This window comes from Planomonospora antibiotica, from assembly GCF_014647955.1.
GTDB classification, from domain to species: Bacteria; Actinomycetota; Actinomycetes; order Streptosporangiales; family Streptosporangiaceae; genus Planomonospora; species Planomonospora parontospora.
Window position 1 is genome coordinate 108,044 of record NZ_BMQE01000005.1, and the last position, 16,874, is coordinate 124,917.

General features: G+C 74.4%; 14 protein-coding genes. 3 read left to right on the forward strand and 11 right to left on the reverse strand.

Going from position 1 to position 16,874, the window contains the following annotated elements; genetic code table 11:
* The first annotated feature begins 44 nt into the window (after positions 1–44).
* Entirely contained in the window at positions 45–701 is a 657-nt protein-coding gene (locus IEZ06_RS06495) for a response regulator transcription factor (RefSeq protein WP_189235729.1), read from the forward strand.
* 122 nt (positions 702–823) lie between these two features.
* Here the strand turns inward: IEZ06_RS06495 and IEZ06_RS06500 are convergent, their stop codons facing one another.
* From IEZ06_RS06500 to IEZ06_RS06540, 9 genes are all read right to left on the reverse strand, one after another.
* Entirely contained in the window at positions 824–2,839 is a 2,016-nt protein-coding gene (locus IEZ06_RS06500) for a prolyl oligopeptidase family serine peptidase (protein ID WP_189235730.1), read from the reverse strand.
* A gap of 30 nt (positions 2,840–2,869) precedes the next feature.
* Entirely contained in the window at positions 2,870–4,612 is a 1,743-nt protein-coding gene (locus IEZ06_RS06505) for an ATP-binding cassette domain-containing protein (protein ID WP_189235731.1), read from the reverse strand.
* Entirely contained in the window at positions 4,609–6,393 is a 1,785-nt protein-coding gene (locus IEZ06_RS06510) for an ABC transporter ATP-binding protein (RefSeq protein WP_189235732.1), read from the reverse strand. Before IEZ06_RS06510 ends, IEZ06_RS06505 begins: the two co-directional genes overlap by 4 nt.
* An 80-nt stretch (positions 6,394–6,473) precedes the next feature.
* Positions 6,474–6,602 carry a SapB/AmfS family lanthipeptide gene (locus IEZ06_RS06515; RefSeq protein ID WP_141704130.1) on the reverse strand — a complete coding sequence of 43 codons (129 nt, stop codon included), beginning with the start codon at positions 6,600–6,602 and terminating at the stop codon, positions 6,474–6,476.
* A gap of 46 nt (positions 6,603–6,648) precedes the next feature.
* Positions 6,649–6,777, reverse strand: a complete 129-nt coding sequence (locus IEZ06_RS06520) for a SapB/AmfS family lanthipeptide (RefSeq protein WP_189235733.1) — start codon at positions 6,775–6,777, stop codon at positions 6,649–6,651.
* Between the two features lie 46 nt (positions 6,778–6,823).
* Complete coding sequence (locus IEZ06_RS06525) at positions 6,824–6,955, reverse strand: SapB/AmfS family lanthipeptide (protein WP_189235734.1); 132 nt, start codon at positions 6,953–6,955, stop codon at positions 6,824–6,826.
* Positions 6,956–6,959: 4 nt separating this feature from the next.
* Positions 6,960–9,596 (reverse strand): class III lanthionine synthetase LanKC, encoded by a 2,637-nt coding sequence (gene lanKC / locus IEZ06_RS06530; protein ID WP_189235735.1) that lies wholly within the window; start codon positions 9,594–9,596, stop codon positions 6,960–6,962.
* A gap of 146 nt (positions 9,597–9,742) precedes the next feature.
* The gene (locus tag IEZ06_RS06535; protein ID WP_189235736.1) at positions 9,743–10,555 is read right to left on the reverse strand and encodes a sensor histidine kinase; all 813 of its coding nucleotides are present in this window, start codon (positions 10,553–10,555) and stop codon (positions 9,743–9,745) included.
* A 179-nt stretch (positions 10,556–10,734) separates the two neighbouring features.
* The gene (locus tag IEZ06_RS06540) at positions 10,735–11,433 is read right to left on the reverse strand and encodes a M50 family metallopeptidase (RefSeq protein ID WP_373293810.1); all 699 of its coding nucleotides are present in this window, start codon (positions 11,431–11,433) and stop codon (positions 10,735–10,737) included.
* A 168-nt stretch (positions 11,434–11,601) separates the two neighbouring features.
* On the opposite strand from IEZ06_RS06540, the gene IEZ06_RS06545 reads away from it, so the two are divergent.
* Positions 11,602–12,078, forward strand: coding sequence for a nuclear transport factor 2 family protein (locus tag IEZ06_RS06545; RefSeq protein WP_373293811.1), 477 nt, complete (start codon positions 11,602–11,604; stop codon positions 12,076–12,078).
* A gap of 91 nt (positions 12,079–12,169) precedes the next feature.
* Here the strand turns inward: IEZ06_RS06545 and IEZ06_RS06550 are convergent, their stop codons facing one another.
* Positions 12,170–14,386, reverse strand: a complete 2,217-nt coding sequence (locus IEZ06_RS06550; protein ID WP_189235739.1) for a thiamine pyrophosphate-dependent enzyme — start codon at positions 14,384–14,386, stop codon at positions 12,170–12,172.
* Positions 14,387–14,573: 187 nt separating this feature from the next.
* Entirely contained in the window at positions 14,574–15,173 is a 600-nt protein-coding gene (locus IEZ06_RS06555) for an SACE_7040 family transcriptional regulator (RefSeq protein ID WP_189235740.1), read from the reverse strand.
* Between the two features lie 101 nt (positions 15,174–15,274).
* On the opposite strand from IEZ06_RS06555, the gene IEZ06_RS06560 reads away from it, so the two are divergent.
* Positions 15,275–16,843, forward strand: a complete 1,569-nt coding sequence (locus tag IEZ06_RS06560; protein ID WP_189235741.1) for a carboxyl transferase domain-containing protein — start codon at positions 15,275–15,277, stop codon at positions 16,841–16,843.
* Positions 16,844–16,874 lie beyond the last annotated feature (31 nt).

The following is a 16,874-nucleotide window of genomic DNA, read 5'->3' on the forward strand; positions in this document are numbered from 1 at the left end:
ATCCGGGAGACGGATCGTGTGTCACCGTGAGAGGGAGACTGCGTGTGATAAATGTCCTGATAGCTGAGGACATGCACCTCGTTCGGGGGGCGATGGTCGCCCTGCTCTCGACGGAGGAGGACATCGAGGTCGTGGGGGAGGCGGGGCACGGCGACGAGGTGGTGGAGGCGTGCCTGCGCCACCGCCCCGACGTCGCGCTGATCGACATCGGCCTGCCCGGCACCGACGGCATCACCGCCGCGGCGGAGCTGCGGCGCGCCCTCCCCGGCTGCCGCACGGTCATCCTCACCGGCCTCGCGACGCCGGCCGCGCTGCGCAGGGCGCTGGACGCCGGGGCGCGCGGCTTCGTCGTCAAGGACACCCCCGCCGGCGAGCTCGCCGAGTGCGTGCGCCGGGTCGCGCACGGCGAGCAGGTCGTCGACCCCGACCTGGCCGTCGCCGCGCTCAGCGCCAGGGAGAACCCGCTGACCTGCCGGGAGCTGGAGGTCCTGAAGGTGGCCGCCGAGGGGGCCCCGGTCGAGGAGATCGCCGACCGGCTCTACCTGTCCGGGGGCACCGTCCGCAACTACCTGTCGCGGATCCTGTCGAAAGTCGGCGCGAGGACCCGCGTGGAGGCGATCAGGATCGCCAAGCAGGACGGCTGGCTCTGGCCGGACGACCTCAGCGAGGTCGGGCTGGTCCGCCACCGCTCGCGCGTCTGACCCCGCCCCGCCCCCGCTCGCGTACCAGGGCCCCGTCCCCGCCCGCCGCGGCCGTCCGCGCGTCCCGGCCCCCGTCGCCGTTCGGGCGGCGGGGGTCCGCGGCCGTCTGCGCGTGGCCCCCGTCACTGTCCGGGCGGCGGGGCCTCCAGCCCTGTGTGCGCCGCCAGGAAGGCCAGCAGGTCCGCCGCCAGCCAGGCCGCCCGCCCGGCGGCCCGGGCGCCGTGCCCGACGCCCTCCTCGTGGCGGAGCAGGACCGGCCGGTCGCCCGACGTGGCGTGCTGCAGCGCCGCGCACATCTTCCGCGCGTGCATGGGGTCCACCCGGGAGTCGCCGCCGAACGAGGCCAGCAGCGTCGCCGGGTAGTCCACGCCCTCGCGGACCCGGTGGTACGGCGAGTAGCCCAGCAGATGGGCCAGTTGCCCCGGGTCCTCCGCGGAGCCGTACTCCCCCCGCCAGGACGGGCCCAGGCCGGAGAGCTCGTAGCGGACCATGTCGAGCAGCGGGGCCGAGCAGGCGGCGGCGGCGAACAGCTCGGGCCGCTGGGTGATCGCGGCCCCGGCCAGCAGCCCGCCGTTGGACTCGCCGCAGGCGGCCAGCATCCCGGCCGTGGTCCAGCCGTCGGTGATCAGCCGCTCCGCGGCGGCCGTGAAGTCGTCGATGGAGTTCTGCTTGCGCTCCAGCATGCCGTCGCGGTGCCAGGCGGCCCCCTCCTCGCCGCCGCCGCGCACCTGGGCGAGCGCGAAGACGCCTCCGGCCTCCACCCACGGCAGGATGTAGGCGGAGTAGGAAGGGGTCAGCGGGATCCCGAACCCGCCGTAGCCGTACAGGATCGCCGGGCGGGGCCCGGTCCCGGGCCGGGCGAGCACGACCATCCGCACCGGCGTGCCGTCGGCCGAGGCGTAGACGATCTGGCGGGACTCCAGCTCGGGCGCGTCGACGGCGCCGGGCGCGGCGGCCCAGAGCGAGGTCCGCCCGGTGCGCGCGTCGTAGCGGTGCACGCTGCCCGGAGTGACGCCGTCGGTGTAGGAGAACCACACCTCGCAGCCGCCCTCGGGGCGCGCGGACATCCGGCCCGCGGTGCCGAGCCCGGGCAGCGGGACCCCTCCCACCCGCTCGCCGGTGGCCGGGTCGTGCACCCCGATCTCGCTGATCGCGTGCCGGGTCCGGCCGACGAGGAGCACCGGGCGGCCGGGACCGTCGAGGACCGCGAAGTCGGAGATCACCGCCTCGGGGTCGGGGCCGACCAGTTCCCGCCAGCCCTCGGGGCCGGGGTCGGCCGGATCGGCGACGCACAGCCAGCCCGTGGGCGCGTCCAGCGTGGTGAGCAGGTACAGCCGGCCGTCGCGGCCCACGGCGGGCACCGTGACCGCGTCCGCGCCCTCCTGCACCACCCGAAGGCCGGGCCGCTCGGGCGGGGACGCGGCCAGGTCGGCCAGCCAGACGTCGTTGCCGGCCCCGGCCGGAGCCGAGACCGTCAGCCAGCGGCCGTCGTGGCTGGAGCCCAGGCCGTAGGACCGCTCCTCGGCGCAGACCACGACGTCGTCGGCGGCGGGCGTGCCGAGCCGGTGCAGGCACACCCGCCGGTCGCGGACGTAGAAGAACGCCTTGCCGTCCGGGAGCCAGGCCACCGGGGCGTAGCGGCAGCGGTCGATCGGGCCGTCCACGGTCCGCCGGGTGCCGACCTCCATGACCCGCAGCTCCGACCGCTCGTCCCCGCCCCGCGACAGCTGATAGGCCAGCAGCCGGCCGGTGAGGTCGGGCTGCCACCGGTCCAGGACGGTCAGCCCGGAGGGGTCGATCGCGCCCGGGTCGACCAGCGCCTCCTCCGACCCGTCCGGGCCGGCGGTGTACAGGACCGGGTGCTCCCGCCCGGCCTCGTGACGCAGGAAGAAGCGGCGTTCCCCGCGCCACAGCGGCGGCGTGACCGTTCCGGCGGAACAGAGCTCGGCCACCCGGGCGTGCCAGCGGTCGCGGCCGGGCAGCGCGGCGGCGTGCGCCCGCCACAGGTCCTCCTGGGCGGCCGACCAGCTGCGGGTCCGCGGGCTCGCCGGGTCCTCCAGCCACCGGTACGGGTCCGGTACGGCGTGCCCGTGGAGGAGGTCGGTGACCGGCTGCCGCTCGGCGGGGGGATAGATCATCTGATCGGCTCCTGGACGTCCGGGGTGAGGTCAGGCCGCGTGCCCGGAGGGCGCGTCCGGCCGGGTGCCGGGCGGCGCCTCCGCGGAGGCGGTCCGTGGGTCCCACCGGCCGACCAGGCCGGCGTAGAGGGGGGACGAGGCGAGCAGTTCCGCGTGCGTCCCCAGCCGCACGCGCGTGCCGTCCATGACGAGGACGCGCCGGGCGCGCAGGGCGGAGGCCGGCCGGTGGGCGATGACGAGGAGCGTGCCGCCGCGGCGGGTGAACGCCTCCTCCGCGCGGGCCTCGGCCGCCGGATCGAGGTGGCAGGTCGCCTCGTCGAGGACGATCAGGCGGGCCGGGGTCAGGTAGGCCCGGGCCAGCGCGACCAGCTGGCGCTCACCGGGGGAGAGCAGCGCGGGGCGGATCTCGGCGCGGTAGCCGCCCAGCCGCTCCACCAGCCCGGTCAGGCCGACCGCGGCCACCGCCTCGTCCACCTCCCCGGCGCCGGCCCGCGCGAGGTAGGTCAGGTTCTCCATGAGGGATCCCCGGAAGACGTACGCCTCCTGCGGGATGAGCACCCGCTCGGCCGGGTCGAGGCGGTCGGCGGGCACGCCTCCGACCAGGACCTCGCCCGCGTCCGGCCGGAGCACGCCCGCGATGAGCCCGGCCAGCGTGGACTTGCCGATGCCGCTGGGCCCGACCACGGCGAGGTGGTCCCCCTCGGGGACGGACAGGTCGAGACCGGCGATCACCGGTTCGGCGTGCGGCCCGTAGGCGAACGTCACGCCGCGCAGCTCGGCGCCCCCGTCCGCGGCCGGCAGCCGGTCCCCCGCCGCGCGCGGCCGGTCCGCGCCGGTGCGCGCCGACTCCTCGATGCGGTCGAGGGAGACCCACAACCGGACCCCGCTGACGCCCAGGCCCTCCACGAGGTTGTCCAGGGCCGGGGCCAGCGACTGCGTGACGTAGGCCAGGGCGCCCAGGATCACGCCGGCGCCGGCCCCCTCCGACAGCAGCCACGGGGTGCCGGCCAGCACCAGCACGGCCGGGGACCACCCTCCCACCGCCAGCGAGAGCGTGCGGACGGCGGTCACCCGGGCGAGCGCACGCCCGGCTTCGGCCTGCTCCGTCACCCGGCGCCCCACCGCGGCGGCCGCCCGCTCCTCCGCCGCGCAGGCCGCGATGTCGCGCAGGCCGCCGGCCACGGCCGTGACCGACTCCGCCGTCCGCTCGTCGGCCAGCAGGAACGCCCGCTGCCGCCGGGCCAGGACCGGAAGCGAGAGCAGGAAGAGGCCGAGACCGGCGGCGAAGGGCGGCAGCACCAGCACCAGCACCTGCGGGATCAGCGTCATCAGCCCGAGCAGCACGCTCACCGCGGTGAACACGAAGGACCTGACGACCGTGACGACCGAGGCGAGGGCGTCGCGGGCCAGCTCGACCTGGAGGTTCGAGCGGGCCACCGCAGAGGCCTCCGTGCCCGGTCCCGGAGCGGCAGACCGCTCCAGCGCGCCCTCGACGACGTGGCTGAGCAGATCCTCCCGGAACGGCTCCACAATGGCGGCGACGGCCAGTACGACCCGCTGCGCGCCGACCGCGGCGACCAGCCAGGCACCGCCGAGGACCGCCAGCCAGGCCAGGCCGGTCGCCGGCCTGCCCGCGGCGAAGCCGTCGTCGATCGCCCGCGCGACGGCCAGGCCGATGACGAGCGCGGGCGCACTCTCCAGCACGGACCACAGGCCGAGCCGGACCAGTACGCGCGGATCCCGGCGGAGCGCCCGCAGAACCGGCCGCTTCACGGTGTGCCCGCCGGCTCCGCGGCGCCCGCCCGGCGCGGGCGGGGCCCAGGTCCGTCCGGCCCGGTCGGCCGCACCTCGAAGACGGCCCGGTAGCCGGGATCGTCCCAGAGCACCCGGTGCCGGTCGTAGCCGCGGACCCGGCCGCCCTCCAGCCAGATCACCCGGTCGGCCGCCGCCGCGGTCGCGACCCGGTGGGTCACGATCAGCCGGGTACGGCCAGCCAGCTCACCGGCGAGCGTCTCGCTCACCCGGCGCTCGGTCAGGGTGTCCAGGCTGGAGGTGGCGTCGTCCAGGACGAGCAGGCGCCGGCCGTGCGCGAAGGCGCGGGCCAGGCCGAGCCGCTGCCGCTCCCCGCCGGACATCGGCGCGTCGGCGAGCGGAGTGCCGTATCCCGAGGGGAGCCTCCTGACGAAGGCGTCGGCGCACGCGGCGTGGGCGGCCGCCCGCAGTGCCTCCAGCCGCTCCGGGGTGGGCGGGGCGTCCGGCGCCGCGGGACCCGCTCCGGGACCGGGCTCCCGCAGGCCGAGGCCGATGGCGTCGGCGACGGTCTCGCCGATCAGGACAGGGCGTTCGAAGGCGTAGCCGACGGCTCCGCCCAGCGCCTCCCGGGACAGGTCGGGCAGCTCGACGCCGTCGAGGAGCACCGCGCCGCCGGAGGGGTCGGCCAGGCGGCCCGCGAGGGCCGCGAGGACCGACTTGCCCGCACCCGAGCGGCCGACCACGGCCACCGAGCACCCTCCCGGGACCAGCAGGTCGACGCCGGACAGGCCGTCGGCGGTGACGCCTCTCAGCTCCAGGGTGCCGGGGCCGGGAGGCAGGGAGCGGCGGCCGTAGGCCCTGCGCGGCTCGGCGAGCAGCTCGCCGAGCCGCCCCGCGGCGGCGCGGGCCCGGGCCAGGCGGCCCACGTAGCCCAGCGCCGAACCGAGCCCGGCGCCGAGGACGACGTAGCGGGCGGCCGAATACAGCTCCCCCGCGGTGAGGTCGCCCGCGGCGAGGCGGAATCCCCCCACCCCGAGCACCGCCACCTCCAGCAGCGGCACCACGACACCGGCCTGCACGCCCGCGCGGGCGTTGGTCCGCCACATCTCCATGGCGTGCGCGCGCAGCCGGGGGAGCGGGGCCAGCACCCGGGCCTTCTCCTCTGCGTGGGTCCCGGCGGCGGCGATGGTGCGCGCCCCGGCCAGGGCGTCGATCAGCCGGGCCGCGATGTCGCCCTGCGCCTCCTGGTAGCCGCCGGCGAGGGTGGTGCTCACCCTGAGGAAGGCCCGGAGCACGAGCACGATGGCGACGAGGCCGGCGGCGAGGGTCAGCGTCAGCCAGGGATCGATGAGGGTGAGCGCCACCAGGCCTCCCGCGGTGGGGATGACCAGCGCCGCCCCGGTGACGAGGGTCTCCGGCGCGCGGCCCGCCTCTTCGGCGTTGACCCCCGCCCGGGTGACCAGCTCCCCCTCGGAGAAGCGCCGGTTCAGCGCGGGGCCGGCGCCGAGCACGTGCCGCACGGTCAGGTGGCGCAGCCACTCCGAGGCCCGGGTGCTGCAGGCTCCGGTCGCCCACACCCCGAGGGCGTCGCACGCCACGGCCGCGACCACGATCGCGGCGCAGGCGCCCAGCCACGTCCCGCGGGAGGGAGCGGCCGAGACGAGGGCGTCGACCGTCCGGCCCAGGACGAACGGGAGCGCCAGCTGCGCGAGGGCACCGGTCACGGCGGTGACGGCCAGGACGCCGAGCCACGGGCCGCTGCGCCGTACGATCCGGGCGACCAGCCGATCCGACGACCGCACCCGTCCCTCCTCTCCCGGTGCCGTCCGCAAAGGAAATGCCCGGGACGGCCTCCGAAAGGCCGTCCCGGACACGCGTGCCGCTAGTGGCAGAGCGCGACGCTGAGGTTGCTGGGCTTGCCGGAGTTGCAGGTCAGCGCGGTCAGGGTGCTGCCGCCGCCGCCACCGCCGCCGGTGGGGGCCTCGAGGGACTGCAGGTCGAGAAGGACCATGGGATTACTCCAGTTCTGTGTTCGGGGGATGGGTGTCGAACCGGGACTAGTGGCAGAGCGCGACGCTGAGGTTGCTGGGCTTGCCGGAGTTGCAGGTCAGCGCGGTCAGGGTGCTGCCGCCGCCGTGGCCGCCGCCGGTGGGGGCCTCGAGGGACTGCAGGTCGAGAAGGACCATGGGATTACTCCAGTTCTGTGTTCGGGGGATGGGTGTCGAACCGGGACTAGTGGCAGAGCGCGACGCTGAGGTTGCTGGGCTTGCCGGAGTTGCAGGTCAGCACGGTCAGGCTGCTGCCGCCGCCGCCGTGGCCGCCGCCGCTGGGGGCTTCCAGGGACTGCAGGTCGAGAAGTACCATTCGTTCACACCTCCTTCGGTGACTCGCCGGGGTGGGACCGCTCGGCGGGCTCGTGTGCAGGCGATGCCGTTGCCATGGCGCCTGCGCCGCCGGGCGGTTGGATGAAGGGGAGGAACACCGGGCGGTCGCTCAGCGCGGTGCTCATCGCGAACAGGACTCCGGCCGTGCCGGTCGCGAAGTCCATGGAGAGCCGGAGCAGCTGGTCGCCGGGGAAGGCCAGCCCGTCGCCGTGACTCAGCGCGTGCCAGGCCAGCCCCCGGATCTGCTCGGCCAGGTCGGTGCCGGGACCGTCGGGGAAGGGGCCCAGCCCTCCGCCGAGAGCCGCGATCATGCCGGCCCGGCCGGTGAACAGCCCGGGCTGCACGAAGAACCTGCCGCGGGTGACGAGCCGGCAGGCGTCGAGCGCGGCCGCGAACCCCTCGTCGTCGCGGTGGGCCAGATAACGGGCCAGGACCAGGCCTATGCCCACGGACCCCTCGTCGAGGTAGGGCAGGGTGCGCCAGCCCTGGTCGACCTGGAGCGTCCCGTCCTGGGTGGTCCTGCACCGCCGCAGGTCCTGGCGGAGCGCCACGGCGGCGTGCTCCAGCAGTGCGGTGTCGCCGGTGTGCTCGTAGGCGTGCAGGAAGAGCAGGGCGGAGCCGGCCGAGCCGTACATCAGGCCGGCGCGGGGGCCGGTCCCGCCGCTGAGCTCGGGCACGTCGTCGGGACCGCCGAGCCGGTCGGCGCAGATGCCGGCGGCGCGCAGCGCCGTGTCCGAGAGCGCGCGCTCACCGGTGGTCCGGGCGAGGTGGAAGAGGTTCAGGCCGATTCCGGCCAGGCCGCCGAACAGGCCGGTGTCGAGCAGCTCCCACTTCTCGCGCAGGCACCTGTCCACGATGTCCAGCGCGTCCTGGCGGTGGCCGAGCAGGTCCAGGACGTGCGCCACACCGTGCAGTCCGTCGTAGAAACCGACGCGCGCACCCCGCTCGAGGTCGCGCGCCCGGCGCCGCAGCCACTCCTCGTGCTCGGGGAGGCGTGCGGCCCCGGCGGCGTCCAGCGCGTAGAGCACGCCGGCGGCCCCGTGGGCGAAGGTGAGGCCGCCGCCGGGTTCGAACTGGGACGGGTCGCCGGGGAAGAGCCGGTCGTCGCGGTCGGGGGTGGCGCTCGCCAGGATGGCGCGGACCATCGCGTCCCGCACCTCCGGCCAGGCGTCGCGGCCCGGCCGGGGCGCCGGCAGCGCCGCCACCGGCTCCGCGCCCGTGATCGTCCGGACCGCGTCGTCGATCACCCCGGCCGGGACGGGGAAGGCCTCCTTGATCAGGCCCGCCAGCTGGGCGGCCTTGCCCCGGTCGAGCATCTGCATGATCATCAGCTGGGGGGCGAACAGCCCGATGCAGAGGCAGGCCAGGGCGTAGGCGTCCGTCTCGAGGCCGTGCCGGTCGCGGGGCGCGGCGAAGGCGGGGTGGCCGAGCGTGGCGCGTTCGCGGTTCTCGGCGAGGGTCGCGACCTCGTAGTCGATCAGGACCATGCGGCCCTCGGCGGTGACGAGGATGTTGTTCGGGTGCAGGTCGCCGAAGACCACCCCGCGCCCGTGCAGGGACTCGACGGCCGCGCGGACCTTGGGCAGCACGTCGAGCACCCAGGCGGTGTAGTCGGCGAGCTCGCGCGGGCCGCACGAGGCGCGGGTCAGCGGATACTTCTGCACGAGGAGCCGCTGCAGCGGGTTGCCGTCGACGAACTCCTGGACCAGGAAGTGGTGGTCGCCCAGTGTGAAGTAGTCGACGAGCGCGGGCACCGCGTCCAGCCCGGACAGCCGCTCCAGCATGTCCCGCTCGTGCGCCAGCCGGGTGACGGCGTCCCGGTCCATGGTGTCGAGCCCGGCGTACGGGCGCGCCTCCTTCAGCACCACCCGCCGGTCGGTCCGCGCGTCCCGGCCGAGGTAGACCCCGCCGCCGTTGGAGAACTGGATGACGCTCTCGATCTCGTACGGCAGGCCCGCGGTGGTGACCGCGTTGCGCGCGGCCAGGTGAGGTTCGAGGAAGGCCGGCAGAGTCACCCAGGAGGGGAGGCTGAAGGAGGGGCCGCGGACGTCCGGGACGAGGTTGCCGTCCCCGTCCTCGAGGGCCAGGACCAGCTCGCCGTTGCCTCCCGTGCAGTGGCGCGGGACGAAGCCTCCGTACCGTACGAAGAGCGGGCCCTCGCCGTACCGGAGATCGCTGAGGATGTAGGGCCCCCGCACCCCCCGCAGCAGGACGTCGAGCTCTTTCAGGGTGAGTTCGAGCTGGCTGTCGTCCAGCGGGTAGACCGTGACCAGCTTGCCGCTCGATCCGCGGGCGGCCGCCTTGGAGTTCAGCATCGTCATGACCGGCCGGCTGCGCAGGAACTTGAACGGGATGTCCCGCGGCACGCAGTAGTCCCACACCGCTTCCATGGCGCGCTCGGCGTCCTCCACGCACGCCGACACATGGATCTTCCATCCCTGCGGCGGCACCGTCCCCTCGGCCGGCGCGTAGTGCATCCACGTGTCGGTCGCCTGGTGAGACCAGCCGTCCGGGACCTCCCGGGACGCGAGGGGGAAATCGGGATGGCCGCCGCGGCTGCCGTCAAGAGTGTCGTAAAAGAGCGGATCCGCGAGGCAGTAAAGCTCGTACTGGTCATTCACGGGGATCTCCTTGCTGGCTTCCAAAGAGAGAATCCCGGACGTACACGGCTATTTCCAGTTACAAGTTACATCGCTCGAATATGCATAATTCACAGGCATGACGGTGAGGATGTGCGTCATGCGAGGTGGAGTCGATGAAGTGAAAGTTATTCAGAAAAGTCGACGGGGGCTTCGGCGACCAGCCGGAACCATCCGTCCGGCCCGGCCGCGGCGTCCACGGTGCCTCCGAGGCGGGCCATCCGCTGCCGGAGGTTGGCCAGGCCCCCGGCCTGAGGGTGCGGATCCGGACGCGGGCCGGAAGTGGGCGCGCGGCCGGGAGCGGGCTCGGCGGCGAGGGCTCCGGACGGGGACGCCGACCGGGAGCGGCCGGCCGGGAAGCGGCCGGGGCCGGACGCTCCGTCGTTGGCGACGGTCAGCCGCAGCCGGCCGTCGTGCCGGGTCGTCTCGATCACGCACTTGCGGACCGCGCTGTGCCGGAGCATGTTGGTGACGCTCTCCCTGATCACGGCGCCCAGCGCCATGTTCAGGTCCGCGGGCAGACCGGTGGCGTCGACCTGGATCAGGCAGTCGGCTCCCAGGCTCCACAGCAGGGCTTCGGCCCGTACGGCCTCGCCGTGCAGTGAGAGGTTCCGGTGGGACCGGGAGGCGTTCCGCACGGCGTGGGCGGCGTGCCGTACGGCCTGGAGCGCCTCGGCGAGATCGCCGCGGAGCCGGGCGTCGCCGTGCGCCTGCCGGTAGGCCAGCTCGCTCTTGATCGACGCCAGCCAGAGCCAGTGGCCCACGAGATCGTGCATGTCCCGGGTGAAGTCCTCGCGCGCCCGCGCGACGGCCCTGTCCCGCTCGGCCGCCTGCTCCCGCCTGAGCCGCCTGAGCCGCGCCCAGAGAAGGGCCGTGACGCCCAGCGAGGCGAGAAAGAGCAGAGCCGTGACCGCCACCGCGGGATGGATGTGAGACAGCATGCCGACTCTCGCCGGAGGGGGAGTAACTCCGCCATAAAACCATCAATTAGGTTAACTGTCAACAAAACCAAACAATGCTCGGATGTGTCAACGAGTCCGAAATGTCAAGACTGATGGCGGTCAACCGATATGTAATTCCCGCCGGACGGCCCCTCCGTGCGGGCGCGGGCCGGGGCCGCTCACGGCAGCACGAGCGGCAGCGGGACCAGCAGGTAGACGCCGGCCAGCAGGGCCGCGCCCGAGACCAGCAGGAAGAGCAGCACCCAGAACCCGCCGGGCAGGAAGGTCAGCCGGGCGAGCTGGTCGGCGTCGGAGTCGGGGGCGCGGCCGCGGCGGCGCTTGCGGCCCAGTTCGAGGATCGGCCGGACCCCGCCGAACAGCAGGAACCAGACGGCCAGATGGGCGATGACCGCGTCGACGTCCGGCGGGGCGTACCAGGTGAGCGCGGCGATCGCCCCGCCGACGGCCAGCAGGCTCACCGCCCCGAACAGGTTGCGGATCACCGCCAGCATGCAGACGAGCAGTGCGACCACGACGGCGATGAGCACGGCGACGTAGCCGGAGGAGGTCAGCCAGGCGCCGCCCAGACCCAGCAGGGAGGGGGCGACGTAACCGGCGGCGGCCGTCAGGATCATGCCCGGGCCGGTGGGCCTGCCGCGGGTGAGCGTCACGCCCGAGGTGTCGGAGTGCAGCCGGATGCCCTGCAGCTTGCGCCGGGTGAGCAGCGCCATCAGCGCGTGACCGCCCTCGTGGGCGATGGTGACCAGGCCCCGGGAGAGCTGCCACGAGGCCGACCACGTCACCACGGCCAGGGCGGCCAGCGCGGACAGCAGCACGACCCACGCGGGCGGTCCCGGCCGGGCCGTGGTGAGAGTCACCCACACTTCGGTCAACGTTCACTTCCCCTCGCGGATGCCCCGGAACGCCAGAGCAAAGCGTCCCACGGGAACAAGTCTGGTGGAGACGGTCCCAGGGTGCTGTATACCTGTGAAGTATCTGCCGTTATTAAGCTTGAAGTGCAGAACGGCAATGATCGGGAGATGCCCGTGAGCGACACCAGCGCCACACTCGTCAGAACCTTCTACGACGCGCTCGCGCGCCGCGACCTCGACGCCATGGAACGCTGCTACCACCCCGACGTCACCTTCGGCGACCCGATCTTCCAGGAGCTGGAGGGCCGGGCCCGGATCATGGGCATGTGGCGCCTGCTGATGGCGCGCGGCGCCGGCCTGGACGTCTCGCTCAGGCGGGTGACCGCCGGCCCCCACGAGGTCACCACCGACTGGATCGCCGGATACACCTTCACCGCGACCGGGAGGAAGGTCGTCAACCAGATCGACTCGCTGTTCCGGTTCGAGGGCGGGCTGATCGTCCGGCAGCACGACGACTTCGACTTCAGGCACTGGTCGAAGATGGCCCTCGGCAGGCCGGTGGGGCTCGTCGTCGGCTGGACTCCGGCGCTCCGGGCGCGGATCCGGAGCCGGGCGATGGAGGGCCTCAGGGAGTCGATGGCCCCCGCCTGACGCCGGTGCCCCCGCTCGGCGCCCGCCGTCCCCTCCCGGGAGAGCGGGGCCCCGCGGCCCGTCGGCCGAGGAGCCTGCGGGCCGCCTCCGCTCAGCCGAGGAGCTTGCGGGCCGCCTCCTCGATCTCGCCCTCCGAGAGCAGCACGTGCTTGGCCGCGTCGCCCAGCGGGACGAAGCTGTCGGAGGAGGTCACCCGGGCGATCCTCCCGCCGAACCCCGCGTCCAGCAGTTCCGCGACGATCCCCTCCGAGACGCCGCCGCCGCGGCGGGTCTCGTCGGCGATCAGCACGTTGCCGGTCAGCTCGGCCGCGCGCAGCAGGTCCTCGACCGGCAGCGGGGCGAGCCAGCGCAGGTCGAGCACCCGGCAGCTGTATCCCTCCGCGGTGAGCCTGACCGCGGCGCGCAGGCTCATCCGCAGGCCGTTGCCGAAGGTCACGATGGTCAGGTCGCGGCCGTCGCCGTAGCTGCGGGCACGGCCGATCGGCACGTGCGTCTCCGCCCAGCGCGACGGCGGGGCGTACGGCGCGAGCCAGCCGTTGTCGCCTTCCTCGAACATGTCGCGCGCGGTGTAGAGGGCGATCGGCTCGAGGAGGACGCAGACGCTGCCGTCGGTGCGCGCGGCGGCCAGGCAGGTGCGCAGCATCGCGGCGGCGTCGTCGGGCCGGGCCGGGGAGGCGACGACCAGGCCGGGGATGTCGCGCAGCGCGGCGACGGAGTTGTCGTTGTGGAAGTGGCCCCCGAAGCCCTTCTGGTAGGCGTAGGAGGGCAGGCGCAGCACCATCGGGTTGCGGAAGGCGCCGCGGGAGAAGAACTGCAGGGTGGCGGCCTCGCCGCGGATCTGGTCCAGGGCGTTGTGCAGGTAGGCGAGATACTGGACCTCGGGGACCGGGAGCAGGCCGGACACGCCCGCGCCCAGCGCCAGGCCCAGCACCGTCTGCTCGTCCAGGAGCGTGTCGAACACCCGGTTCGCGCCGAAGCGCTTCTGCAGGCCGCGGGTGACGCCGTAGACGCCGCCCTTGCGGGCCACGTCCTCGCCGAAGACCAGGACGTCCGGACGGGCGGCCAGCTCGTCGGCCAGGGTCCGGTTGATCGCCTGGGAGAGGGTCAGCGGCCCCTCGTTCTCGGGCAGCCGCCCGCCGAAGGCCCGCTCGCGGGCCGCGGCGGGGGCGGCGGCCGGGACCGCCTCGGCCACGGCGCCGGGGGTGCGGGGGGCCAGCGGCTCCACGATGTCGACGGCGGAGGTCAGCCGCGGCCTCCTGGAGCTCTCCATGGCCATCCGCAGCAGGTGCTCGCGCATCGTCTCGTAGCGGGTGAGCAGCTCGTCGGGGGTGGCCAGCCCGGCCTCGACGAGCAGGCGGGCGGTGGCCACCAGCGGATCGCGGGCGAGGTCGGCGTTGATCTCCCGCTTGGTCCGGTAGGACAGCTCCACGTCGGAGCCCGCGTGGCCCATCAGCCGGACGGTGCCCAGGTGCAGCAGGGCGGGGGAGCGGCTGGAGCGTACGTGGTCGGCGGCGGCCCTGGCCGCGTCGTGCGCGTCGGCCAGATCGCAGCCGTCGGCCTCGAAGTACTCCAGCAGGGGGTGGCGGGACGCCTCCACCCAGCCGCCCGGGGTGCGCACGCTGATGCCCAGGCCGTTGTCCTCGCAGACGAACAGGACCGGCATCCCCAGGCCCTGGTAGGAGCCGTAGGCGGCGGTGTTGAGGCCCGACAGGGCGCTGGCGTGGTTGACCGAGGCGTCGCCGAAGCTGCACACCGCGATCGCGTCGTCCGGCCAGGCCCCCCGCACGCCGAGCTGGCGGGCGCGCTCGATCGCGAAGGCGACGCCCACCGCGCGCGGCAGGTGGCTGGCGATCGTCGAGGTCTGCGGGATGACCGCGAGGTCGGGGTGGCCGAAGACCTTGTGCCGGCCGCCCGCGATCGGCTCCTCCGCCGAGGCGACCAGGCCGAGCAGCACGTCCCGCAGGCCCTGCTCGGGCAGCCGCCCGGCCATCGCCGAGCGTGCCAGGTAGAAGGCGCCGGAGCGGTAGTGGAGCAGCGCCGGGTCGGTCGTGCGCAGGGCCGCGGCGACCGCGGCGTTGCCCTCGTGACCGGCGGAGCCGATGGTGTAGAAGCCCTCGCCGCGTTCGCGCAGGAGGCGGGCGGTGACGTCCAGGAGCCGGCTGCCGAGCTGGAACTCGAAGAGCTCCCGGCAGCGGGCCCCCGTCAGACTCGTGCCCTCGCGCACCGGCAGGGCCGGGTCGCGTCGGGTCCCGGCGGTCAGGCCCGCCACCGCTTCGGCGAAATGAGTCTCAACAGAGTCGCGCGCCACAAGCCTGATTATGTCCCGGCGAGCCGTCCCCGTCGCCGTCCTTGGCCTCTTTCGTCCACCGGATCTTCCGTCCGGTCCGCGGGCGGCGGGTTCCGCCGACCCCGCCGGCCGCGTCGGGGCCGGGCGCCGGCCCGTCGTGGCGCCGGGGCGGAGTGACCGGGCCGGGCGGCACCGAAGTTAACGAACCCTAACGTCGCGCCTCGGCGAGCGCCGCGCGGGCCATCGCGTGCAGCAGCGGGGCCATCGCCTCCGGCGGCAGCTCGCCCGCGCTGTGCGGGGTCGAGTTGAGCAGGCCGAAGACCGCGTGGGTGGCCGCGCGCAGCCGGGGCGGCGGGCAGCCGGGGTGCAGCTCGCTCAGCACGGTCACCCACTCCTCCACGTACAGCCGCTGCAGCCGGCGGATCCGCCGCCGGGCCGGCTCGGGGACGTTGCCCAGCTCGCGGTCGTGCACGGTGATCAGCGCCGGATGGCTGAGCGCGAACTCGATCTGCCCGGCCAGCAGGGCGTCCAGCGCGCTCTCCGCGTCGGGCGCCGCGGTGACGCGCTCGGCCGCCGAGGAGTGCAGGCGCTCGCTGATGTCCAGCAGCATCTCCGCCAGCAGCGCCTCCTTGCCGCTGAAGTGCCGGTAGAGCGCCGGGCCCGAGGTGCCGACCGCCCCGCCGATGTCCTCGATGGAGACGCCGTGGAAGCCGCGCGCCGCGAACAGCTCCGCGGCGGCGTCCAGGATCTCCGTGCGCCGGGAGCGGCGTTCGCGGGTAGGGGTACGGGCGGTCGTCACGACTCGCATGGTAGACGGTGGCGTTAACGATGACTAACATCACCGGTGGAGTTAGCGGCCGTTAACCCCCGGCAACGGCGCCGGGCGGTGATCTGCGAAGGAGGCCCGCATTGAGCAGCTGGCCGGTGCTGCGCAGCACCTGCGACCCGGGCGGTGTCGCCTTCAAGGCGAACACCGAGGTCAACGAGCGGCTCGCCGCCGAGCTGCGGGAGCGGGTCGCCGCCGCCGCGCTGGGCGGGCCGGAGCGCTCGCGGGCCCGGCACGTCGCCCGCGGCAAGCTCCTGCCCCGCGAGCGCGTGGACGCCCTGCTCGACCCCGGCTCCCGCTTCCTGGAGCTCTCCCAGCTGGCCGCCACCGGCCTCTACGGCGGTGACGCCCCCGCGGCCGGGATCATCACCGGCATCGGCCGGGTCTCCGGCCGCGAGTGCGTGGTGGTCGCCAACGACGCGACGGTCAAGGGCGGCACCTACTACCCGATGACGGTCAAGAAGCACCTGCGGGCCCAGGAGGTCGCCCTCGACAACCGCCTGCCGTGCGTCTACCTCGTCGACTCCGGCGGCGCGTTCCTGCCCAAGCAGGACGAGGTCTTCCCCGACCGCGAGCACTTCGGCCGGATCTTCTACAACCAGGCCACCATGTCGGCGCGGGGCATCCCGCAGATCGCCGCCGTCCTCGGCTCCTGCACGGCCGGCGGCGCCTACGTCCCGGCGATGAGCGACGAGGCCGTGATCGTCCGCAACCAGGGCACGATCTTCCTGGGCGGGCCGCCGCTGGTGAAGGCCGCCACCGGTGAGGAGGTCACCGCCGAGGAGCTCGGCGGCGGCGACCTGCACTCCCGGACCAGCGGGGTCACCGACCACCTCGCCGAGGACGACGCCCACGCCCTGCGGATCGTCCGCGACATCGTGGCCACCCTCGCCCCCCGCCCCGAGGCCCCCTGGGAGCGCGCGCCGGCCGAGGAGCCCGCGCACGACCCCCGCGACCTGTACGGCATCGTGCCCGCCGACACCCGCACGCCGTACGACGTCCGGGAGGTCGTCGCCCGCGTCGTCGACGGCTCCCGGTTCCTGGAGTTCAAGGCCGAGTACGGCACGACGCTGGTGACCGGCTTCGCCCGCATCCACGGCCACCCCGTCGGGATCATCGCCAACAACGGCATCCTGTTCGCCGAGTCCGCGCTCAAGGGCGCGCACTTCATCGAGCTGTGCGACCGCCGCAACACCCCGCTGGTCTTCCTGCAGAACATCAGCGGGTTCATGGTCGGCCGGGCCTACGAGGCCGGCGGCATCGCCAAGCACGGCGCCAAGATGGTCACCGCCGTCGCCTGCGCCCGGGTGCCGAAGTTCACCGTCGTCGTCGGCGGCTCGTTCGGCGCCGGCAACTACGCCATGGCCGGCCGGGCCTACTCGCCCCGGTTCCTGTGGATGTGGCCCAACGCCCGCATCTCGGTGATGGGCGGCGAGCAGGCCGCCAACGTGCTGTCCACCGTCGGCGACGCCGACCCCGACGCGATCCGGCGGCAGTACGAGGAGCAGGGCAACCCCTACTACTCCACCGCCCGCCTCTGGGACGACGGCGTCATCGATCCGCTCGACACCCGCACCGTCCTCGGCCTGGCCCTGTCCGCCGCCGCGGGCGCCCCCCTCGACCCCGTCGGCTACGGCGTCTTCCGGATGTGACCGCGACCATGACCCCGACCCCGACCCCGAC